General features: G+C 56.1%; 24 protein-coding genes. 6 read left to right on the top strand and 18 right to left on the bottom strand.

What is annotated here, in order from left to right; translation table 11 throughout:
* Positions 1–92: 92 nt before the first annotated feature.
* On the bottom strand, positions 93–1,346 hold the full coding sequence (gene proA, locus AX755_RS00350; protein WP_062856086.1) for a glutamate-5-semialdehyde dehydrogenase: 1,254 nt from the start codon (positions 1,344–1,346) through the stop codon (positions 93–95).
* An 11-nt stretch (positions 1,347–1,357) separates the two neighbouring features.
* Positions 1,358–2,461: a glutamate 5-kinase gene (proB, locus tag AX755_RS00345; protein WP_013095745.1), complete on the bottom strand. Its 1,104-nt coding sequence runs from the start codon at positions 2,459–2,461 to the stop codon at positions 1,358–1,360.
* Between the two features lie 304 nt (positions 2,462–2,765).
* On the opposite strand from proB, the gene phoE reads away from it, so the two are divergent.
* The gene (gene phoE / locus AX755_RS00340; protein ID WP_013095744.1) at positions 2,766–3,818 is read left to right on the top strand and encodes a phosphoporin PhoE; all 1,053 of its coding nucleotides are present in this window, start codon (positions 2,766–2,768) and stop codon (positions 3,816–3,818) included.
* Between the two features lie 101 nt (positions 3,819–3,919).
* Here phoE and crl read toward each other — a convergent pair whose 3' ends face one another.
* The 3 genes from crl to gpt all read right to left on the bottom strand — a co-directional run bounded on the left by crl (position 3,920) and on the right by gpt (position 6,186).
* Positions 3,920–4,321, bottom strand: coding sequence for a sigma factor-binding protein Crl (gene crl / locus AX755_RS00335; RefSeq protein ID WP_062856085.1), 402 nt, complete (start codon positions 4,319–4,321; stop codon positions 3,920–3,922).
* A 57-nt stretch (positions 4,322–4,378) separates the two neighbouring features.
* Positions 4,379–5,623 (bottom strand): esterase FrsA, encoded by a 1,245-nt coding sequence (gene frsA, locus AX755_RS00330; protein ID WP_023620942.1) that lies wholly within the window; start codon positions 5,621–5,623, stop codon positions 4,379–4,381.
* A 104-nt stretch (positions 5,624–5,727) separates the two neighbouring features.
* Positions 5,728–6,186 (bottom strand): xanthine phosphoribosyltransferase, encoded by a 459-nt coding sequence (gene gpt, locus AX755_RS00325; RefSeq protein ID WP_003863205.1) that lies wholly within the window; start codon positions 6,184–6,186, stop codon positions 5,728–5,730.
* Between the two features lie 260 nt (positions 6,187–6,446).
* Between gpt and pepD the strand changes: the two genes are divergently transcribed.
* Positions 6,447–7,904, top strand: a complete 1,458-nt coding sequence (gene pepD, locus AX755_RS00320) for a cytosol nonspecific dipeptidase (RefSeq protein ID WP_058681077.1) — start codon at positions 6,447–6,449, stop codon at positions 7,902–7,904.
* Between the two features lie 61 nt (positions 7,905–7,965).
* Here pepD and dinB read toward each other — a convergent pair whose 3' ends face one another.
* The gene (gene dinB, locus AX755_RS00315; protein ID WP_013095738.1) at positions 7,966–9,024 is read right to left on the bottom strand and encodes a DNA polymerase IV; all 1,059 of its coding nucleotides are present in this window, start codon (positions 9,022–9,024) and stop codon (positions 7,966–7,968) included.
* Between the two features lie 157 nt (positions 9,025–9,181).
* Here dinB and AX755_RS00310 point away from each other — a divergent pair, with 157 nt between their 5' ends.
* Positions 9,182–10,045: a glycerophosphodiester phosphodiesterase family protein gene (locus AX755_RS00310; RefSeq protein ID WP_062856084.1), complete on the top strand. Its 864-nt coding sequence runs from the start codon at positions 9,182–9,184 to the stop codon at positions 10,043–10,045.
* A 48-nt stretch (positions 10,046–10,093) separates the two neighbouring features.
* Here AX755_RS00310 and nqrM read toward each other — a convergent pair whose 3' ends face one another.
* Genes nqrM through AX755_RS00275 form a run of 7 tightly spaced genes read right to left on the bottom strand, consistent with a single transcriptional unit; the run spans position 10,094 to position 16,136 of the window.
* Positions 10,094–10,300, bottom strand: a complete 207-nt coding sequence (gene nqrM / locus AX755_RS00305) for a (Na+)-NQR maturation NqrM (protein WP_020686315.1) — start codon at positions 10,298–10,300, stop codon at positions 10,094–10,096.
* Positions 10,300–11,523 (bottom strand): NADH:ubiquinone reductase (Na(+)-transporting) subunit F, encoded by a 1,224-nt coding sequence (gene nqrF / locus AX755_RS00300; protein ID WP_013095735.1) that lies wholly within the window; start codon positions 11,521–11,523, stop codon positions 10,300–10,302. Before nqrF ends, nqrM begins: the two co-directional genes overlap by 1 nt.
* 10 nt (positions 11,524–11,533) lie before the next feature.
* Positions 11,534–12,130 carry an NADH:ubiquinone reductase (Na(+)-transporting) subunit E gene (gene nqrE, locus AX755_RS00295; protein WP_013095734.1) on the bottom strand — a complete coding sequence of 199 codons (597 nt, stop codon included), beginning with the start codon at positions 12,128–12,130 and terminating at the stop codon, positions 11,534–11,536.
* 6 nt (positions 12,131–12,136) lie between these two features.
* Complete coding sequence (locus tag AX755_RS00290; protein WP_013095733.1) at positions 12,137–12,775, bottom strand: NADH:ubiquinone reductase (Na(+)-transporting) subunit D; 639 nt, start codon at positions 12,773–12,775, stop codon at positions 12,137–12,139.
* On the bottom strand, positions 12,768–13,562 hold the full coding sequence (locus tag AX755_RS00285; RefSeq protein WP_013095732.1) for a Na(+)-translocating NADH-quinone reductase subunit C: 795 nt from the start codon (positions 13,560–13,562) through the stop codon (positions 12,768–12,770). The genes AX755_RS00290 and AX755_RS00285 overlap by 8 nt, the downstream gene beginning before the upstream one ends.
* A complete protein-coding gene (locus AX755_RS00280) occupies positions 13,555–14,790 on the bottom strand; it encodes an NADH:ubiquinone reductase (Na(+)-transporting) subunit B (protein ID WP_013095731.1) in 1,236 nt (411 codons plus the stop codon). The genes AX755_RS00285 and AX755_RS00280 overlap by 8 nt, the downstream gene beginning before the upstream one ends.
* Positions 14,791–14,792: 2 nt before the next feature.
* Positions 14,793–16,136 carry a Na(+)-translocating NADH-quinone reductase subunit A gene (locus AX755_RS00275; RefSeq protein WP_062856083.1) on the bottom strand — a complete coding sequence of 448 codons (1,344 nt, stop codon included), beginning with the start codon at positions 16,134–16,136 and terminating at the stop codon, positions 14,793–14,795.
* Positions 16,137–16,434: 298 nt separating this feature from the next.
* On the opposite strand from AX755_RS00275, the gene dpaA reads away from it, so the two are divergent.
* Positions 16,435–17,175, top strand: a complete 741-nt coding sequence (gene dpaA, locus AX755_RS00270; RefSeq protein ID WP_013095729.1) for a peptidoglycan meso-diaminopimelic acid protein amidase — start codon at positions 16,435–16,437, stop codon at positions 17,173–17,175.
* Here dpaA and AX755_RS00265 read toward each other — a convergent pair.
* A complete protein-coding gene (locus tag AX755_RS00265) occupies positions 17,146–17,913 on the bottom strand; it encodes a class II glutamine amidotransferase (RefSeq protein ID WP_013095728.1) in 768 nt (255 codons plus the stop codon). The two genes, dpaA and AX755_RS00265, sit on opposite strands and share 30 nt — an antisense overlap.
* A gap of 53 nt (positions 17,914–17,966) precedes the next feature.
* Positions 17,967–18,545 carry a D-sedoheptulose 7-phosphate isomerase gene (gene lpcA / locus AX755_RS00260; RefSeq protein ID WP_013095727.1) on the bottom strand — a complete coding sequence of 193 codons (579 nt, stop codon included), beginning with the start codon at positions 18,543–18,545 and terminating at the stop codon, positions 17,967–17,969.
* Positions 18,546–18,784: 239 nt separating this feature from the next.
* Here lpcA and fadE point away from each other — a divergent pair, with 239 nt between their 5' ends.
* Both fadE and AX755_RS00250 read left to right on the top strand, forming a co-directional pair.
* Complete coding sequence (gene fadE, locus AX755_RS00255; protein WP_062856082.1) at positions 18,785–21,229, top strand: acyl-CoA dehydrogenase FadE; 2,445 nt, start codon at positions 18,785–18,787, stop codon at positions 21,227–21,229.
* A 107-nt stretch (positions 21,230–21,336) separates the two neighbouring features.
* The gene (locus tag AX755_RS00250; RefSeq protein WP_062856081.1) at positions 21,337–22,107 is read left to right on the top strand and encodes an amidohydrolase; all 771 of its coding nucleotides are present in this window, start codon (positions 21,337–21,339) and stop codon (positions 22,105–22,107) included.
* Between the two features lie 51 nt (positions 22,108–22,158).
* On the opposite strand, the gene AX755_RS00245 is transcribed toward AX755_RS00250, so the two are convergent.
* Genes AX755_RS00245 through AX755_RS00235 form a run of 3 tightly spaced genes read right to left on the bottom strand, consistent with a single transcriptional unit; the run spans position 22,159 to position 25,589 of the window.
* Complete coding sequence (locus AX755_RS00245; RefSeq protein ID WP_062856080.1) at positions 22,159–23,760, bottom strand: gamma-glutamyltransferase family protein; 1,602 nt, start codon at positions 23,758–23,760, stop codon at positions 22,159–22,161.
* A gap of 9 nt (positions 23,761–23,769) precedes the next feature.
* Complete coding sequence (locus tag AX755_RS00240; RefSeq protein WP_013095723.1) at positions 23,770–24,645, bottom strand: ABC transporter permease; 876 nt, start codon at positions 24,643–24,645, stop codon at positions 23,770–23,772.
* Between the two features lie 2 nt (positions 24,646–24,647).
* The gene (locus tag AX755_RS00235; protein WP_013095722.1) at positions 24,648–25,589 is read right to left on the bottom strand and encodes an ABC transporter permease; all 942 of its coding nucleotides are present in this window, start codon (positions 25,587–25,589) and stop codon (positions 24,648–24,650) included.
* Positions 25,590–25,600 lie beyond the last annotated feature (11 nt).

The following is a 25,600-nucleotide window of genomic DNA, read 5'->3' as shown; positions in this document are numbered from 1 at the left end:
GCGTAACCACGGGGCAAAAGGTTAGATCTATCCGGGTGATGCGTCAATGCCCTTTTGAATCAAACGGCTATTTTTGCATCACCCGTGATTATTTACGCACGAATCGTATCGTCGCCGATGCCAATCCACTTGTAGGTGGTCAACGCTTCCAGGCCCATCGGACCACGCGCGTGCAGTTTTTGCGTGCTGACGGCCACTTCCGCGCCCAGACCAAATTGTCCACCGTCGGTGAAGCGGGTTGATGCGTTCACGTACACGGCAGAAGAATCCACTTCGTTTATAAAGCGGTCGGCATTGCGCAGCGTGCGCGTCAGGATGGCGTCAGAGTGCTGAGTACCATGCTCACGGATGTGCGCGATAGCGTCGTCGAGATCGGCCACGATCTTCACATTCAGATCCAAAGACAGGAACTCGTCGTCATACTGCTCCGCGTTTACCGGCACCACCGTCGCCGGGCCGTCTTTCAGCAGCGCCAGCGCCTTCTCGTCCGCGTGCAGCGTGACGCCACTCTCGGCCATCTGCTTGCTCAGGGCTGGCAGGAAGGTGTTTGCGATACCCTGATGCACCAGCAGCGTTTCCACCGTATTACAGGTGCTTGGACGCTGGGTCTTGGCATTCACGATAATCTTCAGCGCCGGTGCAATTTCGGCGCTCTCGTCCACCACGATATGGCACACGCCGATACCGCCGGTGATCACCGGGATCGTCGACTGCTCGCGGCACAGCTTGTGCAGGCCCGCGCCACCGCGTGGGATCAGCATGTCGATGTATTTGTCCATGCGCAGCATCTCGTTCACCAGCGCACGGTCCGGGCTTTCGATAGCCTGCACGGCACCTGCCGGTAAACCGCACTCCTGCAGCGCCTGCTGGATGACTTTCACCGTCGCGGCGTTGGTGCGCCAGGTCTCTTTCCCACCGCGCAGAATGGCGGCATTACCGGTCTTCAGGCACAGGGAAGCGACATCCACCGTCACGTTCGGACGGGCTTCATAAATCACGCCGATAACGCCGAGCGGCACGCGGCGGCGTTCCAGACGTAAACCGCTGTCGAGCAGTCCCCCGTCAATCACCTGCCCGACCGGGTCGGCCAGGTTACAAACCTGACGGACATCGTCGGCGATGCCTTTCAGGCGTACCGGGGTCAACGCCAGACGGTCGAGCATGGCTTCGCTCAGACCATTGCGGCGCGCTTCCAGCAGATCCTGTTCGTTGGCGAGGAGGATTTCCTGCGACTGCGATTCCAGATAATCAGCGATTTTTTCCAGCACGCGGTTTTTCTCGCGGCTGGAAAGGAGCGCCAGTTTGTAAGAGGCGGCCTTGGCGGCTGCACCCATTTGTTCCAGCATTTTCTGGCTCCTTAACGAATAATCATGTCATCACGATGCACGGCAACCGGGCCATACTCGTAACCCAGAATGGCATCGATCTGCTGCGAGTGGTGACCCGCAATGCGGCGCAAGGCATCGCTGTTGTAGCGGCTGACGCCGTGGGCGATGTCGCGACCTTCAAGGTTACGGATACGGATCACTTCACCACGGGAGAAGTTGCCTGTCACGTTTTTAATTCCTTTAGGAAGCAATGAACTCCCTCTTTCCAGAATCGCCGCGGTCGCCCCTTCATCCACGGTCAGTTCACCTGCCGGCGGCGCGCCGAAAATCCAGCGTTTGCGGTTTTCCAGCGGGGATTCCTGGGCGTGGAAGCGCGTGCCGACGGAAATGCCTTCCATCACGTCGCCAATGACGCCAGGACGGCTTCCCGCCGCAATAATGGTGTCGATACCGGCACGGCAGGCCACATCCGCCGCCTGCAGTTTAGTGCCCATGCCGCCCGTTCCAAGGCCAGAGACGCTGTCGCCGGCGATGGCGCGCAGCGCATCGTCAATGCCGTGGACATCGGTAATCAGTTCAGCTTCCGGGTTGGAGCGCGGGTCTGCGGTAAACAGCCCCTGCTGGTCGGTCAGGAGCAAGAGCTTGTCGGCACCGGCCAGGATCGCCGCCAGCGCAGAGAGGTTATCGTTGTCACCCACTTTAATTTCAGCGGTAGCCACGGCGTCGTTTTCGTTAATCACCGGGACGATATTGTTGTCCAGCAGCGCGCGCAGCGTATCGCGGGCGTTCAGGAAGCGTTCTCTGTCTTCCATATCCGCACGCGTCAGCAGCATCTGCCCGACGTGAATGCCATAGATTGAGAACAACTGTTCCCAGAGTTGAATGAGTCGGCTTTGTCCCACGGCGGCCAGCAGCTGTTTAGAGGCGATCGTCGCGGGGAGTTCGGGGTAACCCAGATGTTCACGCCCGGCGGCAATCGCCCCGGAGGTCACGATAACAATACGATGCCCTGCGGCATGCAGCTGAGCGCACTGACGTACAAGCTCAACAATGTGGGCGCGATTTAGGCGGCGCGATCCGCCTGTTAAAACACTGGTGCCGAGTTTTACCACCAGCGTCTGGCTGTCACTCATGATTCTCTGCCGTTCAACGATAAGGGAAAGTGATGTCGAACGAACGTTTTAACAGGTGTCAGGCCCGTTGCCAACTGCCACAGCACATCGCGAAACACTTTGTTGCGCGGGATCAGGAAGCGTAGCGGCGGATTTTGACAATTTTATTACCGAAATAATAAATCACAGTTTTTTAAAATTAATCTTAATTTGTCATAAAAGTTTCATTCCGTAACGTTAAAACCCTTTCTGTTTTTTCACGGGACTTAAGCATGAGCTTATCGTCCAGCGAATTTTTAAGCGCGTTTATAAGACAGGATCGAAAATGAAAAAGAGCACTCTGGCATTAATGGTTATGGGCGTTGTGGCTTCCGCATCTGTTCACGCTGCCGAAGTTTATAATAAAAACGGCAACAAACTGGACGTGTACGGCAAAGTTAAAGCAATGCACTACATCAGCGATGACGATTCAAAAGATGGTGACCAGACATACGTGCGTTTCGGTTTCAAAGGTGAAACTCAGATTAACGATCAGCTGACGGGCTATGGCCGTTGGGAAGCGGAATTTGCGGGCAACAAAGCAGAGAGCGATTCCACTCAGAAAACGCGTCTGGCATTCGCCGGTCTGAAGCTGAAAGACTTTGGTTCTCTGGATTACGGTCGTAACCTGGGCGCGCTGTATGACGTGGAAGCCTGGACCGATATGTTCCCTGAGTTTGGCGGCGACTCTTCCGCGCAGACCGATAACTTCATGACCAAGCGTGCAAGCGGTCTTGCCACTTACCGTAACACCGACTTCTTTGGCGCGGTTGATGGTCTGGATATGACCCTGCAATATCAGGGTAAAAACGAAAACCGCGACGTCAAAAAACAGAACGGTGACGGTTTTGGTACGTCTCTGACCTATGACTTTGGCGGCAGCGATTTCGCGGTAAGCGGCGCGTACACCAACTCTGACCGTACCAACGCGCAGAACCTGCTGACCCGCGGCGAAGGCAAAAAAGCCGAAGCCTGGGCAACCGGTCTGAAATATGATGCGAACGATATCTACCTGGCGGCGATGTACTCCGAAACCCGCAATATGACCCCAATTTCTGGCGGCTTTGCCAATAAAGCGCAGAACTTTGAAGTGGTCGCACAATATCAGTTCGATTTCGGTCTGCGTCCATCCCTGGGTTATGTCCAGTCTAAAGGCAAGGATATCGAAGGCATTGGCGATGAAGATCTGGTGAAATATATCGACGTCGGCGCGACCTATTATTTCAACAAAAATATGTCCGCGTTTGTTGATTATAAAATCAACCAAATTGATGACGATAACAAACTGGGCGTGAGCAGCGATGATATCGTTGCCCTGGGTATGACCTACCAGTTCTGAGTCGGCAGTAATAAAAAAACCGGCATTAAGCCGGTTTTTTTGTGCCCGGTGGCGCTGCGCTTACCGGGCCTGCGGGATCATCACCCGGCATTATTTCATCTTTACGCCCTCAATTTCGCCTTTTCACTGGAAAAATCATCGGCGGGCTCAAGCTTCAGGTCCAGCGTGGCCAGTAAATCGCGCGCCTTGTCGTGGAACTCTTTCAGGGTATATTCCAGGCGGTCAATCACTTCCTGATCTTTGATGGTGGTGGCCTGCCAGTTGCCGTCTTTATTAAACAGGCCAAACTGGTAGCTATAGGTAAAACGTTTCTCTTCTGCTTCCATTTCCATCCACCAGCCCCAGAATTCACGTTTTTCGGGTGCAGGCTTCACGTTGACGCATACAGCCAGGCAGTCGAAAAAAAAGCGATTCTCTTCACACTGCTCTTCTCGAATATACGGGCCAAGAGCCATGAACTTCTTAATCAATCTACTTTTCGGGTGTCCACTCGGTAACGTCATTACGATCTCCTTTTGTGAAGCCACTGTTTTACCAAACCATCAAAATTTAGCAATCTATTAACACAATCTCTGGGCGATCCAACGCGTAATCTCTTTTAATGCTTTGTCAAAATTCTGATACACCGGGCTGAAGGGAACTTCCAGCAATTTGCCATCCGCAGATGACGATGTGATTAAGCGTGACTCCTCTTCCGGGCTGAACGGATCGTTTTTCCAGAAGCCGGACAGCATCGGCGTTGGACACCGGCGTCCCAGCAGGCCCTGCGTTTTTAACGAATAGCGATTGAGTTCCACGCGCAGCGCTTCGTCTGAAGCATCATGCATGCCAAGGCGGCTGGCCAGTACGTCGAGGTACATTTCCGGCACGCTGCCCTGACGGGCAGGATCGCTGAGCAGAGCGTGAACCACCGGCCCAAGACAAGCTACGGCCTTCAGGCGTGACGCCTCAAGATAGGCCAGTCGCACGGCCACGTTCGCCCCAAAGCGGAAACCAAACGCCGCGACGCGGGTGTGGTCGACCCAGGGAATGTTTTCCAGCGCTTTCAGCGCATGCTGGTGCAGAAGACTGGAATCCTGCGTCAGTTTCCATTTAGAGGAAAAACCGATAGAGGGCATATCAAGCGTCAGCATCGCGATCCCTTTTGGGGCGAAGTAACGCTCATACAGGCTGTAATAGTCGATTTGCAGCGAATCCAGCCCACCGCACATCAGCACGGTCGGAAACGGGCCGTCGCCTTCAGGCATATGCAGGAATCCGGTCACGGGCGCGCCGCCGGGGATGGTGAACTCAAGCTCGCGCATCCGGCCCGGCAAGCGTTGGGCAGCCTCTTCATAGGCACGGTTTGCCAGCGCCTGCGCCTGCTCTGCCAGCTCATCCCCTTTTAAGTGCGGATAGGCGGCAATGGCATAAAGATTGGCTGCGTGCAGCCAGTGCTTGCCGCTGAGGGTGGCGTCCTCTTCCTGGCTGGCTTTTTGCTGCCAGAGCATCGCCTGTTTCGACCATTCGTAGATCCAGTTGCCGCCGCGGTAACCCACCACCGTATCGTAGAGTTCGCTGTCGGTACGCTCGGCTTCACTCATGACGATACGCGCCTGCACATCGAGGATTTCACGCGGATCAATACCACGCCAGATCCACATCAGGCGGTTAATCATGCGATACCAGTGAGGCACGTTTTTACCGTCTAATGCAGACTGGACGGCAGGCTGGTTCCCCGGATTGAAGCGACGCACCAGCGTCGAGGTTTCAGGGTGCTTGAAACGGGGTTTGAAGAGTGTCTCGGTGAGATTCGCCTGCGTCATTGCGTTGCCTCCATGGATACGTCATATAGTGTCCATTGTAACGCGTGGCAGAATAAAAAGAACAACGCCCGGCATAGCCGGGCGTGTAAAGTTACGTACGGAAATTAACGGCCGGAAATAGGCGGTACGAAGACCACGCCCATGTCCCATGGCTGTTCAATCCAGGTATCCTGTGGGATATCAATCACGTAATCATCAACCAGTGGGCGGCCCGCTGGTTTCGCGAAGATGGTGACGAAGTGCGCTTTTGGGTACATTTCGCGGATAGCCACCGCGGTACCGCCGGTATCCACCAGGTCATCAATAACGATGAAACCTTCACCGTCGCCTTCCGCGCGTTTCAGCACTTTCAGCTCACGCTGGTTGTCGTGGTCATAGCTGGAAATGCAGACGGTATCGACATGACGAATACCCAGCTCACGCGCCAGCAGCGCCCCCGGTACCAGACCGCCACGGCTAACGGCAATAATGCCTTTCCACTGTTCAGAAGGCATCAGACGCGCGGCCAGTTTGCGTGCGTGGATCTGCAACATGTCCCAGGTGACGACGTATTTTTCGCTCATGTGAAGTGTCCCAGCCTGTTTTTATACGGCTTAAAAAGTGTTCGAGGGGGAAATAGGTTGCGCGAGATTATAGAGATCTGACGCACTAAAAACCAGTGTTTAGCGCCCTCTGCCTGAGTTTTTACATGCTTTATGCTACCAGCCATCGGAGAAAGTGGTATTCTCAGTTGCATCTCGCAAGCCTGACTTGTGGTAACTATTAACCTGCTAACCCTGTGACCTGCAACTCGCTTTGCAGGGCATCGACAAGGAGACTTATCGTGTCTGAACTGTCTCAATTATCTCCCCAGCCGCTGTGGGATATTTTTGCCAAAATCTGCTCCATTCCACACCCGTCTTACCATGAAGAACAGCTTGCCGAACATATTATGGGTTGGGCGAAGGAAAAAGGTCTGCACGCTGAACGCGACCAGGTTGGCAACATTTTGATCCGCAAACCGGCGACCGCAGGCATGGAAAACCGTAAACCGGTTGTGCTGCAGGCGCACCTGGACATGGTGCCACAGAAAAACAACGACACCGTTCACGACTTCACGAAAGACCCGATCCAGCCGTACATCGACGGCGACTGGGTGAAAGCGCGCGGCACCACGCTGGGTGCAGATAACGGTATCGGTATGGCCTCTGCGCTGGCGGTACTGGCGGACGACAGCGTTCAGCACGGTCCACTGGAAGTGCTGCTGACCATGACCGAAGAAGCGGGCATGGACGGTGCGTTTGGTCTGCAGGCGAACTGGCTGCAGGCGGATATTCTGATCAACACCGACTCCGAAGAAGAAGGCGAGATCTACATGGGCTGCGCGGGCGGGATTGATTTTATCTCTACCCTGCCGCTCTCCCGTGAAGCGGTGCCTGCTGACTTCCAGACCTTCAAGCTGACGCTGAAAGGGCTGAAAGGCGGCCACTCCGGCGGTGATATTCACTTAGGCCTGGGCAACGCCAACAAACTGCTGGCACGCTTCCTGGCGGGCCACGCGGCTGAGCTGGACCTGCGTCTGGTCGATTTCAACGGCGGTACGCTGCGCAACGCAATCCCACGTGAAGCGTTCGCGACGGTAGCCGTTCCAGCTGCCAAAGCAGACGAGCTGAAAAAGCTCTCCAGCGTCTATCTGGATATCCTGAAAAACGAACTGTCCGCGAAAGAGAAGAACCTGACCGTAGTGCTGGAGTCCGTGTCCACGGATAAAGCCGCGCTGACCACCCAGTCTCGTGACACCTTTATTCAGTTGTTAAACGCGACACCAAACGGCGTGATCCGCAACTCAGACGTCGCGAAAGGCGTGGTTGAAACCTCTCTGAACGTGGGTGTGGTCACCATGGGCGACGACAGCGCAGAGATCATCTGCCTGATCCGATCGCTTATCGACACCGGTAAAGAGTACGTAGTGAGCATGCTGGAATCTCTGGGCACGCTGGCCGGAGCGAAAACCTCTGCCAAAGGCAGCTACCCAGGCTGGCAGCCGGACGCAAGCTCTCCGGTGATGGCACTGGTGCGTGAAACATACCAGCGTCTGTTCAACAGCACCCCGAACATTCAGGTGATCCACGCGGGTCTGGAATGTGGTCTGTTCAAGAAGCCGTACCCGAACATGGATATGGTCTCCATTGGGCCAACCATTACCGGACCACACTCGCCGGATGAGCAGGTTCACATTGAAAGCGTGGGCCATTACTGGACCCTGCTGACTGAACTGCTGAAAGCGATTCCTGCTAAGTAATACCCTCACCCCAGCCCTCTCCCAAAGGGAGAGGGTGAACAACGTCGCGCCACCGGCCTTTTTACAATCCCAATACCAGCTGACGTTCCAGCTGCGGATCCAGCAAGGTAACGTGTAACCCCACCAGCCTGACCCCTCGCCCGCCCCGACGTTCATCCCAGGCCTTTTTCGCCGTCGCGATGAGATCCTCTTTATTCAGGCGCGGCCAGACATGCTCCTGAGTCGTCTGCTGAAAATCATTGAACTTAAGCTTCACGCCCTGACGGGCAATCAGCAGGTCCGGTTTGACCTTGATTAAGCGCCGTTCCAGCTCAGGATAGAGCTGCTCCGTAATGATGGTTTCGCATTCAGACCAGTCATGAATATCTTCAATCAGTGTGCGTTCAACCCCGACCGACTTTCGCAGCCGCTCGCTGCTGACACTGCGCTCGTCTATCCCCTGACTGCGCTCCCACAGCACGCGGCCAAATTTTCCAAAGCGTTTAAGCAGCATGGCTAAATCGCTGCGCTGCACATCTTCGCAGGTTCGCAGCCCCATGCTTTCCAGCTTTGCCGCAGAGACTTTGCCTACGCCCGGGATTTTGCCGAGCGGCAGCGTTTTTAAAAACGCCGGGACCTCTTCCGGGGTAATAACGTACTGGCCGTCGGGCTTGTTGAGATCGGACGCTATTTTGGCGAGGAATTTCACCGGTGCGACACCTGCCGACGCGGTCAGATTCAGCTCCTGGAAGATAGTCCGGCGGATCTCCTGCGCCATCAGCGTCGCGGAGCCGTGACAGTGCACGCTGTCGGTGACATCAAGATAAGCTTCGTCCAGCGACAGAGGCTCAATCAGTGAGGTGTAGCGAGAGAAGATTTCGCGGATATGCAGGGACGCTTCTTTGTACGCCTCAAACCGACCGGGTAAAAGCGTGAGATGAGGACAAAGCTTAAGCGCCATGGCGGTAGGCATGGCGCTGCGCACGCCAAATTTGCGCGCAGGATAGTTGGCGGTGCTGATTACACCGCGCTGGACACGGCTACCGCCAATGGCAATAGGAATATCCCGCAGCGCCGGGTTGTCACGCATCTCCACTGCGGCAAAAAAACAGTCCATATCGACATGGATTATTTTGCGCATTACGACCACCACACATGTATTTATATACAGTATATCAAAGTCTAAAAAATGCGACAGCAGATTTACCTTCTCTTATTTGTCATAAAAATATGATACAAAAAACAACACGTAACCTGTTGTATATATTAATTTTTTATGTGAATAAGGATATAAATTCATGAGAAAAATACTCGCGCTCTCTCTGCTGCTCGTGACGGGAACGAGCTTCGCTGGCCCACAGATCGTTGCCCACCGGGGCGGAACAGCCGATGCGCCAGAAAACACAGCACAAGCGATCAAACTGGCCTTAGAGAATCAGGCTCAGGCAGTCTGGATAACCGTGCAGCTCAGTAAAGATGGCGTTCCGGTCCTGTATCGTCCTTCTGATTTAAAAGCGCTGACGAACAAAACAGGCAAAATCTCGGACTACACGCTTGCGGAGTTATCGGCAGTTGACGCTGGCTGGAGCTGGGGCGGTGAAACCCATCCGTGGCGTGGCAAAGGGGTGACGATCCCCACCCTGAAAAGCGTGCTGGAAACCTGGCCACAAACCCGGTTTTATATTGATATCAAATCACCTGACGCCGATCCGGCCACGATGGGAAAAGCGCTTCTTGCGGTGCTTAATGAGACCCAGAGTCTGGGGCGGGTGAGGGTTTATTCTACTGAGGACCGTTATCTTGCCTCGCTTCCGGCAGCAATCCCACGCTTTGTTACCCGCAGTGAAACGCGCTCCCGGCTGGTAACGGTATCGCTGAGCCACCAGTGCCTGCCACCAGAGCAGACGATGCAGGAGTACTGGTACGCGCTAGAGCTGAACAGAACCGTTGACGTGGTTGAGAAATTTACCCTTGGTGAAGGGGTGTCCCGCTCAACCCTCACCTGGGATAAAGAATCCATGGACTGTTTCCGCTCGCAGGGCAACAGTCACGTTATCTTGCTGGGCGTGAACACCGCCGAAGATTATAAAAAGGCAGAGGCGCTGCAGGCGGATGCGGTGATGGTCGACTCGCCCGCCGCCGCAAAAGCGTGGGCTAAATAAGCCAGCAGGCCGCAATAATGCGGCCTGCTGTTATCGTTACGTCGCGATTTACAAAATTCGGCGCTGCTGCTCCCGCGCCATCCTTTTTTTACGGGCATCGCACGGTTCCGGGCAGTCGCAGACTTTTTCCATGCCAATGGACGAGATCCCACCGCAGCTGCCCTGAATGCTTTTGCGCTTGATGATCCAGCCTAACGACATGCCGAATATGACCAGTACAAAGACCGCGAAGGTTGCCAGAAACGTCAGCATCATCAGCCTCCAAAATCATCCAGCAGGATGTTCTCATCTTCCACGCCCAGATCTTTAAGCATCTTGATCACGGCGGCGTTCATCACTGGCGGACCACACATATAAAACTCGCAGTCTTCCGGCGCAGGATGCTGTTTGAGGTAGTTTTCATACAGCACGTTGTGGATGAAGCCCGTATGGCCGGTCCAGTTATCTTCCGGCTGCGGATCGGAGAGCGCCACATGGAAGGTGAAGTTAGGGTTTTCACGCGCCAGCTGTTCGAACTCATCGTCATAGAACATCTCACGCAGCGAACGCGCCCCGTACCAGAAGCTGATTTTACGCTGACTGCCAAGCCGCTTGAGCTGGTCGAAAATGTGCGAACGCATCGGCGCCATACCTGCACCACCGCCGATAAATACCATTTCGGCATCTGTTTCTTTCGCAAAGAACTCGCCAAACGGGCCGGAGATGGTCACCTTGTCGCCCGGTTTTAATGACCAGATATACGATGACATGATGCCCGGCGGTGCATGCGGTACCGCTGGCGGCGGCGTGGCGATACGCACGTTAAGCATGATGATACCCTTCTCTTCCGGGTAGTTCGCCATGGAGTAAGCACGAAGCGCGGGCTCTTTAACCTCAGAGACAAAGCGGAAGAGGTTGAATTTATCCCAGTCGGCACGGTATTCATCAGGCACGTCGAAGTCAGCATAAGCTACGGTGTGCTCCGGACATTCAATCTGGATATAGCCCCCCGCCCGGAACGGAACGCTCTCTCCTTCAGGCACCCGCAGTTTAAGCTCTTTGATAAACGTGGCTTTGTTATCGTTGGAGATAACTTCGCATTCCCATTTTTTAACGCCGAAAATCTCCTCCGGCAGTTCAATTTTCATGTTCTGGCGCACCGCGACCTGGCAGGCCAGACGGCAGCCCTCTTTCGCCTCACGCTTGGTGATGTGCGACAGCTCAGTGGGCAGAATATCGCCACCGCCCTCTTTCACCTTTACGCGGCACTGCCCGCAGGAGCCACCGCCACCGCAGGCCGAAGAGACGAAGATGCCGTTGCCGGCAAGCGTATTCAGCAGTTTATCGCCGGCTGGCGTGCGGATCTGGTTTTGCGGTTCATCGTTGATATCGATAATGACATCGCCGGAATTCACCAGCTTCGCGCGCGCCACCAGAATCAACCCCGACAGCACCAGTACAATCAGCGTGAACATCGCCACGCCAAGCATAATTTCCATCAGTTAGCCCTTATAGCTGCACACCGGAGAAGGACATAAAGCCCAGCGCCATGAGACCGGTGGTGATAAAGGTGATCCCTAAGCCACGCAGGCCTGCAGGCACGTTGGCATATTTCATTTTTTCGCGGATCCCCGCCATGGTGACGATAGCCAGCATCCAGCCGATCCCGGAGCCGAAACCATACACAATTGATTCGCTGAAGTTGTAATCACGCTGAACCATAAACGAGACGCCACCGAAGATGGCGCAGTTCACCGCAATCAACGGCAGGAAGATCCCCAGTGCGTTGTAGAGTGACGGGAAATACTTATCAAGGATCATCTCAAGGATTTGCACCAGCGCCGCAATCACACCGATAAAGGTAATGAAGTTCAGGAAGCTGAGATCCACCCCCTCCACCAGCGCGCTGTCGCGCAGGACAAAGTTGTACACCAGGTTGTTGATCGGCACCGACAGGCCAAGCACCACGGTAACCGCTATGCCCAGGCCAAATGCTGTCGATACCTTTTTGGACACGGCAAGGAACGTACACATGCCGAGGAAGAACGCGAGCGCCATGTTTTCAACAAACACCGCGCGCACAAATAAACTCAGGTAATGAGCCATTGTCGGTTACTCCTTTTCCTGCTGTTCTGGCTTCAGGGTACGAATCAGCCAGATCAGCAAACCGATAATGAAAAATGCGCTTGGAGCCAGCAGGAACAGGCCGTTTGGCAGATACCAGCCGCCGTTCTGTACCGTGTCCAGCACCGTGATGCCAAACAGCTTACCGCTGCCAATCAACTCACGCAGGAACCCTACGGACAGCAGGATCACGCCGTAGCCGAGGCCGTTGCCGATGCCGTCCATAAAGCTCGCCAGCGGGGGCATTTTCATGGCATAGCCTTCTGCACGTCCCATCACGATACAGTTGGTGATAATCAGGCCCACAAATACCGAAAGCTGTTTCGATATTTCATAGGCAAAGGCTCGCAGCAGCTGATCGACCACGATCACCAGCGAGGCGATGATCGCCATCTGCACGATGATCCTCACGCTGTTGGGGATATGGTGGCGGATCATCGAGATAAACATGCTGGAAAACGCGGTAACCAGCGTTACTGCCAGCGTCATCACCACCGCCGTTTCCAGCTTGGTGGTCACCGCCAGGGCTGAACACACACCCAGCACCTGCAGCGTTATCGGGTTATTGGCTAAAAGTGGGCCAATCAGCACCTTTTTAACTTCTTTCAGTTCACCCGTATCAGCCATGGTTCAGCGCTCCTTCACGTACATTTTTCAGGAAAGGACCAAAACCGAGTTCGCCCATCCAGAAATCAAAACTGTGCTGCACCCCTTTGGAGGTGAGCGTGGCCCCGGATAGCCCGTCAACAGCATAGACATCGTCAGGACGCGCAGACCCTTTCATCACCTTCAGCGCAGGCGCTCCGCTGTCGTCGAGCACTTTCTTCCCGACAAACTGCGCGCGCCAGTTAGGGTTCTCCACTTCACCACCAAGCCCCGGCGTTTCGCCCTGGTCATAGTAGGTGATACCTTTCACAGTGCGGCCATCCGTATCAAGCGCCACAAAGGCGTACATCATTGACCACAGGCCGTTGCCGTAGATGGGCAGCACCACTTCCTGCACCTGTTTTTGCTCATCACGTACGAGGTAGATTTCGGCCAGATTGCTGCGACGCTTAATGCCCGCCGGATCCTGAGATGCGTCCAGCGTCATGCTCATCTGCGGGTCTTTTAATGCCAGCGCCTGGTTATATTTCGCCGGATCTTTATCCAGCAGTTGACCCGTTTTTAAATCCACCAGACGCGCGGTGATGCGCTCAGCAAAGACGGCCGACACATCGTCTGCACTCATCCCTTCCTGCATCAGCCCGGCGACGGCCAGGATGTTGCGCTGTTTATCCAGCGCGCGCTGCTCCTGCTGTCGCGGCTTTAACCCCACGGCAGAACCAGCCACCACAATGGAACAGACCAGACACAGCACCAGCACCACCAGCAGCGTTTTGCCGATGCTGTCGTTATTTTTGATTTCAGCCACGTGCCTTCCTCCGCTTAATGTTGGCGCGCACGACCAGATAATCGAACAGTGGTGCAAACAGGTTGGCAAACAGAATGGCCAACATCATCCCTTCCGGATAGGCCGGGTTGACCACACGAATCAGGACACACATCACCCCGATGAGCACGCCATAGCTCCATTTCCCTCTGTCAGTAAAGGAAGCAGAGACCGGATCGGTGGCCATGAACATCATGCCGAAGGCGAAACCGCCCAGCACCAGATGCCAGTACCAGGGCATGGAGAACATCGGGTTGGTGGCGGAACCGATAAGGTTGAACAGTGTGGCAGTCAGCACCATGCCGATCATGACACCGGCGACAATCCGCCAGGAGGCCACGCGACCAAACAGGATGATCGCCCCGCCAATCAAAATCATCAGCGTGGAGACCTCCCCAATGGAGCCCGGGATGTTGCCCATAAACGCATCAAACCAGGTGACGGGTTGGCCTGTCGCATTGTTCACCAGCGTTTCACCGCCGTGCGCTGCCCATTGTGAAAGCGGTGTCGCCCCAGAGAAGCCGTCCGCAGCGGTCCAGACCAGATCGCCGGAGATTTGCGCCGGATAGGCAAAGAACAGGAACGCACGCCCTGCCAGCGCAGGGTTGAGGAAGTTACGCCCGGTTCCCCCGAAGATCTCTTTCGCGATGACCACACCAAAGCTGATCCCCAGCGCGGCCTGCCAGAGCGGTAACGTTGGCGGGACAATCAGGGCAAACAGAATGGAAGTAACAAAGAAGCCTTCGTTGATCTCATGTTTACGAATAATGGCAAATAGCACTTCCCAGAATCCACCCACGATAAATACCGTGATGTAGATCGGCAGGAAGAACACCGCCCCCAGCGTCATCATGCTGATCCAGCCCGCGTCTGGGGCAAAACTCACGCCAAGCGACTGTGCCAGACGGTAATGCCAGTCAGACTGGATCACCTGCGCCAGTTGCTGAGCATCGTACAGATGATGCAGCGCCGGAATGGTCTGCAGCCCCACGTTGTACATGCCCCAGAACATTGCCGGGAAGACGGCAAACCAGACCAGAATCATCATTCGCTTCAGGTCGATGGCGTCACGAACGTGCGCCGCGCCTTTCGTCACCAGACCTGGCGTGTAGAAAATGGTCGTCGTCGCTTCATACAGCGGGTAGTACTTCTTCAGTTTACCCTCGGTAAAATGCGGCTCTATTTTTTCAAAGAGGTGTTTTAAGCCCATGGTTATCCTTCCTGCTCAATGCGGGTTAACACCTCGCGCAATACCGGTCCATATTCGTATTTTCCCGGACAGACATAGGTACAGAGCGCCAGATCTTCTTCGTCCAACTCCAGGCAACCCAGCGCCTGGGCGCTGTCGGTGTCCCCGGCAAGCAGATCGCGCAGCAGCACGGTGGGCAGAATATCGAGCGGCATAACACGCTCGTAGTTGCCAATCGGCACCATGGCGCGCTCACCGCCGTTTGTGCTGGTGGAGAAGTTGAACAGCTTATGACGCAGGAAGTGGCCGAGCGTGGTGCGGGTGACGGAATACTTTTCTGCACCTGGCAGCACCCAGCCGAAGAGCTCTTTCTCACGCCCTTCCAGCACAATGCTCACCTGCAGATGGAAGCGTCCCAGATAGGCCTGCGGCCCAACGGCATGACGGCCGCTGAGTACCGAACCGGAAATCAGACGGTTTTCACCCGCTTTGGTTTCGTCGTCCAGCAGTTCATTGATATCCGCACCCAACAGCGTTGTCACCAGGCGCGGGTTTGCCGCCTGCGGCCCGCCAATCGCGATCACTCGCTCTGTGCAGAGCTTACCGGTGGTAAAGAGTTTGCCGATGGCAATCACGTCCTGATAGTTAAGGTGCCAGACCTGTTTTGTCAGGCTGACCGGCTCAAGGAAGTGAATATGCGTTCCCGCCAGCCCCGCCGGATGCGGGCCTGCAAATTCATTAAACGTCACCTGTCCCTGCGGATGGCCGCCAAGTTTACCGGCACTGGCCTGGCACACGTGGACTTTCCCGGACGTCAGCCGCGTGAGAACGGTCAGCCCGGCATCAAAGGCCTGACGTTGTGCCAGAATAACCGGCTGCGGGTCTGCACTGAGTGGGTTGGTGTCGATTGCCGTAACGAAGATAGCGGCCGGAACCGTGCCAGGCACAGGCGTTTTGCTGAAAGGGCGTGTGCGAAATGCGGTCCACAAACCGGCGTCCAGCAGTTGCGCCTGAACGGTTTCACGGCTCAACGCCGTGAGGTCTGCGGCCTCATAATGGGCAAACTCACGCTGTTCATCCCCTTCAATGCGGATAACCACCGACTGCAACACGCGGCGTTCGCCACGGTTGATCGCCACAACGGTGCCGCTGGCAGGGGCGGTAAACATCACGCCGGGATTTTTTTTATCTTCGAAGAGCGCCTGCCCTTTAATGACGCGATCGTCCTGCTGGACCAGCATTGAGGGGCGCATCCCCACGTAATCGTCGCCCAGAATGGCAACATGGCGAACGCTTGCGCCTGCCGAAACGTGCTGTTCGGGCACGCCTGCGATGGGCAGGTCAAGTCCTTTTCTTATTTTAAACATGTGGTTAGCAAGTTTCCGTGAACAACTATTCTGAGGGCGTGAAGTGTACCATTTCCGGCGTTTTCCGGGCAGATAAAACTCAGCTGCAGGTGTCAAATTGCGAACTGATACGCAAAGTTCCTGGAGCCAGCGCGATTTTGATGGGTTATAAAGTAAAACTAATTTGTAAACTAACAGCTCCGCTCTTGCGAAAATCTATAGCGGTGCTAATGTGAGCGCTCCTAACAGATTAATCTGATTTCGGGTCTCTTTTGCCGTTCTGGCAAGTTGGTCTTAGTTTTATCAAGGAACTTGTAGTATGCGTAAAATCGCATTGTTCATTGCGATGCTCCTGATTCCGTGCGTGTCGTTTGCCGGGCTGCTCAGCAGCAACAGTTCAACCACGCCTGTGAGCAAAGAATATAAACAGCAGCTAATGGGATCCCCCGTTTATATTCAAATCTTTAAGGAAGAACGCACACTCGATCTGTTTGTGAAAATGGGTGAGACATATCAGCTGCTCGACAGCTACAAGATTTGTAACTACTCCGGTGGTCTGGGGCCAAAACAGCGTCAGGGCGATTTCAAAAGCCCGGAAGGGTTTTACAACGTTCAGCGTAACCAGCTAAAACCGGATAGCCGTTTCTATAAAGCGATTAATATCGGCTTCCCGAATGCCTTTGACCGTGCGCACGGTTACGAAGGTAAGTATCTGATGATCCACGGTGCCTGTGTGTCCATCGGCTGTTACGCGATGACCGATTCCGGCATTGATGAGATTTTCCAGTTTGTCACGGGCGCACTGGTCTTTGGTCAGCCAAACGTTCAGGTCAGCATCTATCCGTTCCGCATGACCGATGCCAACATGGCGCGTCACAAGTACTCTTACTACGCGGATTTCTGGAAACAGCTAAAACCGGGCTATGACTATTTCGAGCAGACGCACAAGCCGCCTGTCGTCTCGGTTGTGGATGGCCGTTATGTGGTCAGCAAACCGCTGAGCCACGAAGTTGTCCACCCACAGCTGGCATCAAATTACACGGTCCCCGAGACAAAATAACACCCACTCGCCTGGCATAATCTTCTGCCAGGTCTCGTTGCCGGTCAGCGGTTGCGTGGCGATAACAGTGACCACATCATTTGGTGTGGTCTCTTTCTGAAAATCAATTTCCACATCCTGATCGAGCAGTTTTGCCACGCCAAACGGTGCACGGCGGGTGATCCAGAACAGGTTCGTCGAGCAGAACGCCATCACATAGCGCCCGTCAGACAACAGCATGTTAAACACGCCCTTCTCGCGCAGTTCAGACGCCAGCGACGCAATATATTTAAATACCGCCGCCATGTTGCCAGGGGTGCGCGGATAACGCTCTGTTAGCTTATGCAGCAGCCAGCAAAAGGCTTTTTCGCTGTCGGTTTCGCCAACCGGGCGAAAATTACCGGTCTCCAGCGACTTATAGCCCGTAAGTTGCCCGTTATGCGCGTAGGTCCAGTTACGGCCCCACAGCTCACGGGTAAACGGATGGGTGTTTTCGAGCGCCACTTCGCCGCGGTTTGCCTGACGAATATGGGCGATTACCGAGCAGGATTTAATGGGGTAATCCTGCACCAGTTTGGCAATCGGTGAGTTAAAGCTGGGTTGTGGATCCTTGAACGTGCGACACCCTTTGCCTTCGTAGAAGGTGATACCCCAGCCGTCTTTATGCGGCCCGGTTCCCCCACCGCGCTGTACCAGCCCGGTGAAACTAAAGCAGATATCGGTTGGCACATTCGCGCTCATCCCGAGCAGTTCGCACATAGATTACCTCCACTCCACAACTGCGGGGGGCACCGGTGCCCCCCAGCGAAGCCTTACTTAACCATCTCTTTTTCGATCAGCTGGATCAGGATGTGGATCACTTTGATGTGAATTTCCTGAATGCGGTCAGCATAACCGAAGTGCGGAACACGGATTTCAACGTCCGCGGTACCGTCCATCTTACCGCCATCTTTGCCCGTCAGGGTGATGACTTTCATCCCTTTTTCACGCGCCGCCGCAATCGCTTTGATCACGTTACCAGAGTTGCCCGAAGTGGAGATACCCAGCAGCACGTCACCTTCACGACCAACCGCTTCAACGTAGCGGGAGAAGATGTAGTCGTAACCGAAATCGTTGCCCACGCAGGAGATATGGCTCACGTCGGAGATCGCAATCGCCGGGTAGCCCGGACGGTTTTCACGATAACGCCCGGTCAGCTCTTCTGCGAAGTGCATAGCGTCGCAGTGGGACCCCCCGTTACCGCAGGAGAGCACTTTGCCACCGGCTTTGAAACTGTCGGCCAGCAGGACCGCCGCGCGCTGAATAGCGTGAATATTGGCATCATCTTTCAGAAAGTTAGCCAGCGTTTCCGCCGCTTCGTTCAGTTCGTTACGAATAAGATCCTGGTACATGAGGATAATCCTTCAGTATTGATGAGATAACACAGTGGAGTGTACCGGATAGCAATAAAAGCGAGAAGCTAAAGGGATGCGAATCGTCTGACGTTTTGCGTTTTCGTGCCGGCAAACAAACGAACAATGTGAACCAGGTTGTAATTATTTTGTAAACACATTGCTAAAGGAAATAACATCAACTACAACCATATCATCACAAGTGGTCAGACCTCCTACAAGCAAGGGAGCTTTTCTTTATGATGATTTTGAGCATTCTCGCAACCGTTGTCCTGCTCGGTGTGCTGTTCTATCACCGTGTAAGTTTATTCCTGAGCAGCCTGATTCTTCTGGCCTGGACGGCTGTGCTTGGCGTCGCAGGTCTCTGGAATATCTGGCTTTTAGTGCCGCTGGCCATCATCCTTCTGCCGTTTAACTTTGCCCCGATGCGTAAGTCGATGATCTCCGCGCCGGTATTCAAAGGTTTCCGCAAAGTGATGCCACCGATGTCGCGCACCGAGAAAGAAGCGATTGACGCCGGTACCACCTGGTGGGAAGGCGATCTGTTCCAGGGCAACCCGGACTGGAAAAAACTGCATAACTACCCGCAACCGCGTCTGACGGCGGAAGAACAAGCCTTTATTGACGGCCCGGTAGAAGAAGCCTGCCGTATGGCCAATGACTTTGCCATCACCCATGAAATGGCCGACCTGCCGCCGGAGCTGTGGGCATACCTGAAAGAGCATCGCTTCTTCGCGATGATCATCAAAAAAGAGTACGGCGGTCTGGAATTCTCCGCGTACGCTCAGGCTCGCGTGCTGCAAAAACTGGCTGGCGTCTCCGGGATCCTGGCGATCACCGTGGGCGTACCTAACTCCTTAGGCCCGGGCGAACTGCTGCAGCATTACGGTACAAAAGAGCAGAAAGATCACTATCTGCCGCGTCTGGCACGCGGTCAGGAAATTCCATGCTTCGCACTGACCAGCCCGGAAGCGGGTTCCGATGCAGGCGCCATCCCGGATACCGGTGTAGTCTGCATGGGCGAATGGCAGGGCGAACAGGTGCTGGGTATGCGCCTGACCTGGAACAAACGCTACATTACGCTCGCGCCTGTCGCTACCGTGCTGGGCCTGGCGTTTAAACTCTCCGACCCGGAAAAACTGCTGGGTGGTGAAGAAGATCTGGGCATTACCTGTGCGCTGATCCCCACCTCTACCCCGGGCGTTGAAATTGGTCGTCGCCACTTCCCGCTGAACGTGCCGTTCCAGAACGGTCCGACCCGCGGTCAGGATATCTTTGTCCCGATTGATTACATCATCGGTGGGCCGAAAATGGCCGGTCAGGGCTGGCGTATGCTGGTGGAATGTCTGTCCGTTGGTCGCGGCATTACTCTGCCGTCGAACTCAACCGGCGGGCTGAAATCGGTGGCGATGGGGATTGGTGCCTACGCGCACATCCGTCGTCAGTTCAAAATCTCCATCGGCAAGATGGAAGGGATCGAAGAGCCGCTGGCGCGTATCGCAGGCAACGCCTACGTGATGGATGCCGCCGCATCGTTAATTACCTACGGCATTATGCTGGGTGAAAAACCGGCCGTACTGTCCGCGATTGTGAAGTACCACTGCACCCACCGCGCACAGCAGTCGATCATTGATGCAATGGATATCGCAGGTGGTAAAGGCATTATGCTCGGCGAAGGCAACTTCCTGGCGCGTGGCTATCAGGGCGCACCGATCGCCATCACCGTAGAAGGGGCAAACATCCTGACCCGCAGCATGATGATCTTCGGCCAGGGGGCGATTCGCTGCCATCCGTACGTGCTGGAAGAGATGGCCGCCGCGCAGAACAACGACGTGGATGCCTTCGACAAGCTGCTGTTCAAACATATCGGTCACGTAGGCAGCAATAAAGTGCGCAGCTTCTGGCTGGGTCTGACCCGCGGGCTGACCAGCGCCACGCCAACCCATGATGCGACAAAACGTTATTACCAGCATCTGAACCGGCTGAGCGCCAACCTGGCGCTGCTGTCCGACGTCTCCATGGCGGTGCTGGGCGGTAGCCTGAAGCGTCGCGAGCGCATCTCTGCCCGTCTGGGTGATGTGCTGAGCCAGCTCTACCTGGCTTCTGCGGTACTGAAACGCTACGACGACGAAGGCCGTCAGGAAGCGGATCTGCCGCTGGTGCACTGGGGGGTGCAGGATGCGCTGTATCAGGCCGAGCAGGCGATTGACGATCTGCTGGTGAACTTCCCGAACCGTCTGGTGGCAGGTGCCCTGCGCGTGACGATCTTCCCGACCGGTCGTCATCATCTGGCGCCGTCTGACAAGCTGGATCATAAAGTGGCGAAGATCCTGCAGGTACCGAGCGCAACCCGCTCACGTATCGGCCGCGGTCAGTATCTGGCGCCAACGCCACATAACCCGGTGGGTCTGCTGGAAGAGGCGCTGCTGGACGTGATGGCCGCCGACCCGATTCACCAGAAGATCTGTAAACAGCTGGGCAAAAACCTGCCGTTTACTCGCCTGGATGAACTGGCGAAACAGGCACTGGCGGGTGGCATCATTGACAACAGCGAAGCCGCACTCCTGGTGAAAGCCGAAGAGAGCCGTCTGCGCAGCATTAACGTCGATGATTTCGAACCGGACGAGCTGGCGACACAGCCGGTAAAGCTGCCGGAGAAACACCGCAAACCTGAAGCCGCTTAACGCGTTTCGTCCTGAAAAACCCCGCCACGTGCGGGGTTTTTTATTGCCATCTTTTCTCTTTATGTCGTGCTACAGTGTCAAAAAGGGTCGTTTGAGGAGTCTGAATTGTGCCTGGTCTGAAGATTTCTATTTTGCAGCAACCTTTAGTGTGGATGGATGGCCCTGCCAACCTGCGCCACTTTGATCGTCAACTGGAAGGCATTACCGGGCGCGATGTGATTGTCCTGCCGGAGATGTTCACCACGGGCTTCGCGATGGAAGCCGCACAACAGTCGATGCCGCAGGATGAGGTGGTCGCCAGGATGCACGCCAAAGCGCAGCAGACCAACGCGCTGATCGCCGGGAGTGCCGCCCTGCAAACGGAACGCGGCCCGGTGAACCGCTTCCTGCTGGTTGAGCCGGAGGGGAAGGTCCATTTTTACGATAAACGCCACCTGTTCCGCATGGCCGATGAACATCATCATTATCAAGCCGGCAACGAACGCGTGGTGTTTGAATGGCGCGGCTGGCGTATTCTGCCGCTGGTCTGCTACGACCTGCGCTTCCCGGTCTGGTCGCGCAACCGCAACGATTACGACCTGGCGCTGTATGTCGCCAACTGGCCTGCGCCGCGCTCCCTGCACTGGCAGTCGCTGCTGGTGGCACGCGCAATTGAAAACCAGGCGTACGTGGTGGGGTGTAACCGCGTGGGAACAGACGGCAACGGACATCACTACCGGGGCGACAGCCGGGTGGTGAATCCGCAGGGCGAGATCATCGCCACCGCCGAACCGCATCAGGCGACGCGCATTGATGCCGATCTGTCGTTGACGGCGCTAAAGGAGTATCGCGAGAAGTTCCCCGCATGGCAGGATGCGGATCCGTTTAGTATTGGGTGACATTTTCCCCTCACCCCAACCCTCTCCCAAAGGGAGAGGGAGGATAAAAGATCAACTCACCAGCGCCTGCCCGTCTTTGCGGCTCTCCGTCGCGGCCACGTAGTGCCCTTCCGGCATCCGGTAAATCACCTGCGCACCGCCAAAGTTATACTCCTGGAGCGGATCTTCCACGACGATGTGGTGGCCACGTTCACGCAGGGCAGCAATGGTGTTGCGATCGAACGTCGCTTCGACGATCACCTCCCGGCCCTGCACCACGCGCCAGCGCGGGGCGTCGATTGCCGCCTGCGGGTTTTGCCCGTGCAGCATGATCCGCAGCGCCATCTGCATATGCCCTTGCGCCTGCATTGGCCCACCCATCACACCAAAAGACATCAGCGGCTGGCCGTTGCCGTCCATCGCAAAACCCGGAATGATGGTGTGGAACGGACGCTTGCTGCCCGCCAGCGCGTTCGGGTGCTTCGGATCCAGCACAAATCCGCAGCCGCGGTTTTGCAGGCTGATGCCGGTATCCGGCACCACAATTCCTGAACCAAAGCCCATATAGTTGGACTGGATAAACGAAACCATCATCCCGCTGGCATCCGCGGTGCTGATGTAGACCGTGCCGCTCTGCGTCGGCGAACCGTACTCAAAATCCGAGGCTTTATCAGGGTCGATAAGCGCCGCGCGCGATTTCAGATAATGGTCGCTCAGCAGCTCTTTAGCCGCAAACTCCATGTGCGCTTCATCCGCCACGTAGCGGTCGAGATCCGCCAGCGCCAGCTTCATCGCCTCAATGGATAAATGCAGGGATTGCACGGAGTCCGGATGATGGTGCTCAATGCCGCACTGCTCCAGAATGCCGAGCGCAATCAACGTGGCGATCCCCTGCCCGTTCGGCGGCAGCTCCTGCACCGAACCGCCGGCAAAGTCGCGCGACAACAGATCCACCCAGTCCACACGATGGTTCGCCAGATCCTCAGCCGTCAGATGTGCGCCGTGCGCTTTGGCGAAGGCGGCAATTTTCTGCGCCAGCTCGCCCCGATAAAACGCCTCGCCGTTGGTTTTTGCAATCAGCTCCAGCGAGTTCGCCTGCGCCGGGTTACGGAAGATCTCCCCTACGCGCGGGGCGCGGCCTTCCGGTGCGAAGCAGGCGCTAAAGCCCGGCTGGTCTTTGAGTTTGTTATAACCGCGCTGCCAGAGATGGCCAATCAGCGGCGAGACCGGGAAACCGTTACGCGCATACTCAATGGCAGGCTGCGCCAGCGTGGTCAGCGGCAGCGTGCCAAAACGTTCCGCCAGCGCCACCCAGCCCGATACCGCACCGGGCACGGTTACCGCATCCCAGCCGATTTCCGGCATCGCCGTTTTACCAGCGAACAGATCCGCATGCCAGCTCGCAGGCGAGCGGCCAGAGGCGTTCAGGCCGTGGAGCTTTTCACCATCCCAGACGATGGCGAAGGCATCGCTGCCAATCCCGTTACCGGTGGGTTCAACCACCGTCAGCGCCATCGCGGTGGCGACAGCCGCATCAACGGCGTTGCCGCCCAGCTGCAGCATCTTCATCCCCGCCTGCGCCGCCAGCGGCTGCGAGGTGGCAACCGCGTTATAGCCCATCATCGGCGGGCGTCGTGAAGCGTAACCGGACGTAAAATCAAGCGCTTTGGTCATCATGACTCCTTAGTCGTGGCGCGGATCGAGCGCATCGCGCAGCCCGTCGCCGAGTAAATTAAATCCCTGCACGGCAAGGAAAATCGCCACGCCGGGGAAGACGGACATCCAGGGCGCCTGCTCAAGGAAGCCTTTGGCGGTGTTAAGCATTGAGCCCCAGGAGGGGTTTGGCGGCTGCTGCCCCAGACCCAGAAACGAGAGACTGGCTTCGGCGATAATCGCCGAGGCAATGGCCAGCGTGGCCTGCACCAGAATGGGTGACATGACGTTCGGCAGGACATATTTGATGATGATCCAGCGATCCGGCAGGCCTATCGCCCGCGCGCCGTCGATGTACTCTTCGTTGCGAATGGCGATCACCTGGCCGCGCGTGAGACGGGCGAAGATCGGCATCGCGGAAAGGCCAATGGCGATCATGGCGTTGGTCAGGCTTGGCCCTAAAAACGCCCCGAGGGCGATCGCCATGATCAGAAACGGACAGGCCAGCAGCGCTTCGATAACGCGTGAGATCACCCCATCCCACATCTTCTGAAAGTAACCAGCCACCAGCCCCAGCGGCACGCCGATGACCACGGCGATGACTACCGACATACACCCCGCCATCAGCGAGGTTCTGGCTCCCCAGATAATGCGGGATAAAATATCGCGCCCCAGCTCGTCGGTGCCGAACCAGTACATCGCCGAGGGCGCTTTACGCACCGCCAGGAAATTCGCCTTCACCGGATCGAACGGCGCGATCCACGGTGCAAGCAGCGCCACCAGCACAAAGAAGCCCACAATCACCGCGCCGATCACCGCGCTTTTATTGGCGAGAAATTTCTTCAGCACCCGGTTCTGCGCGCGGGGCAGAACCGGCGCAACGGTTTGAGTTGTCAGTTCCGCCATGGTTAACCTCGCATTTTCGGATTGATGAGAACGTACAGCACATCGGCCAGCAGGTTCAGCAACAGGAAGCCAATCGCCACGATCAGCACCACGCCCTGCACCACCGCGTAGTCGCGGTTAAACACCGAGTCGACGATCATTTTGCCAAATCCCGGAATGGTGAAGACCTGCTCGGTCAGCACCGCGCCGCCCAGCAGCTCGCCGAACAGCAGCGTGGTGAGCGTGATCACCGGCACCAGCGCGTTGCGAAACGCATGCTTGATAATGACGGCTTTTGGCAGCAGCCCTTTGGCCCGCGCGGTGCGGATGTAGTCAGCTTTGAGCACGGCGATCATGGAGGCGCGGGTATGGCGCATCAGCGTGGCCGCCAGCCCGGTGCCGAGCACGGCGGCAGGCAGCAGCAACGTCCGCAGGTTCTGCACCGGATCTTCACTAAACGGCACAAACCCGGACGCTGGCAGCCACTGCAGATTGACCGAAAAGACCAGTATCAGCAGGATCCCGAGCCAGAAGTGCGGTATCGAGATCCCGGAGATCGCCACAAAGTTCGCCCCGTGATCGACCCAGCTGTTTTTGTTCACCGCCGCGAGGATCCCCATGCTGATGCCGAACACCAGGGCGATGATCATCGCCAGCAGCGACAGCTCCAGCGTGACCGGCAGTTTGCTGGCGATAAGCTCGGTTACCGGTTCGTGCGTGCGTAAGGAGACCCCAAGATCGCCCTGCAGCGCGCGCGTCAGCCAGTGGAAATACTGCACCGGGATGGGCGCATCCAGATTGAGCTCAGCGCGCAGCTGGGCGATCACCGCCGGATCGCGCTCCTCGCCCGCCATGGCGATGAGCGGATCGCCGGGCAGCAGCTTCTGCAGCCCGAAAACCATCATACTCACCAGCAATAGCGTCGGAATGGCCAGCAGCAGACGTTTGCAAATCAGTTCCAGCATGGTCTCTCCTC

This window comes from Enterobacter sp. SENG-6, from assembly GCF_001605945.1.
Taxonomy (GTDB): domain Bacteria; phylum Pseudomonadota; class Gammaproteobacteria; order Enterobacterales; family Enterobacteriaceae; genus Enterobacter; species Enterobacter cloacae.
Note: the sequence above shows the minus strand (reverse complement) of the source record. Positions and strands in the feature narration are given on the sequence as shown.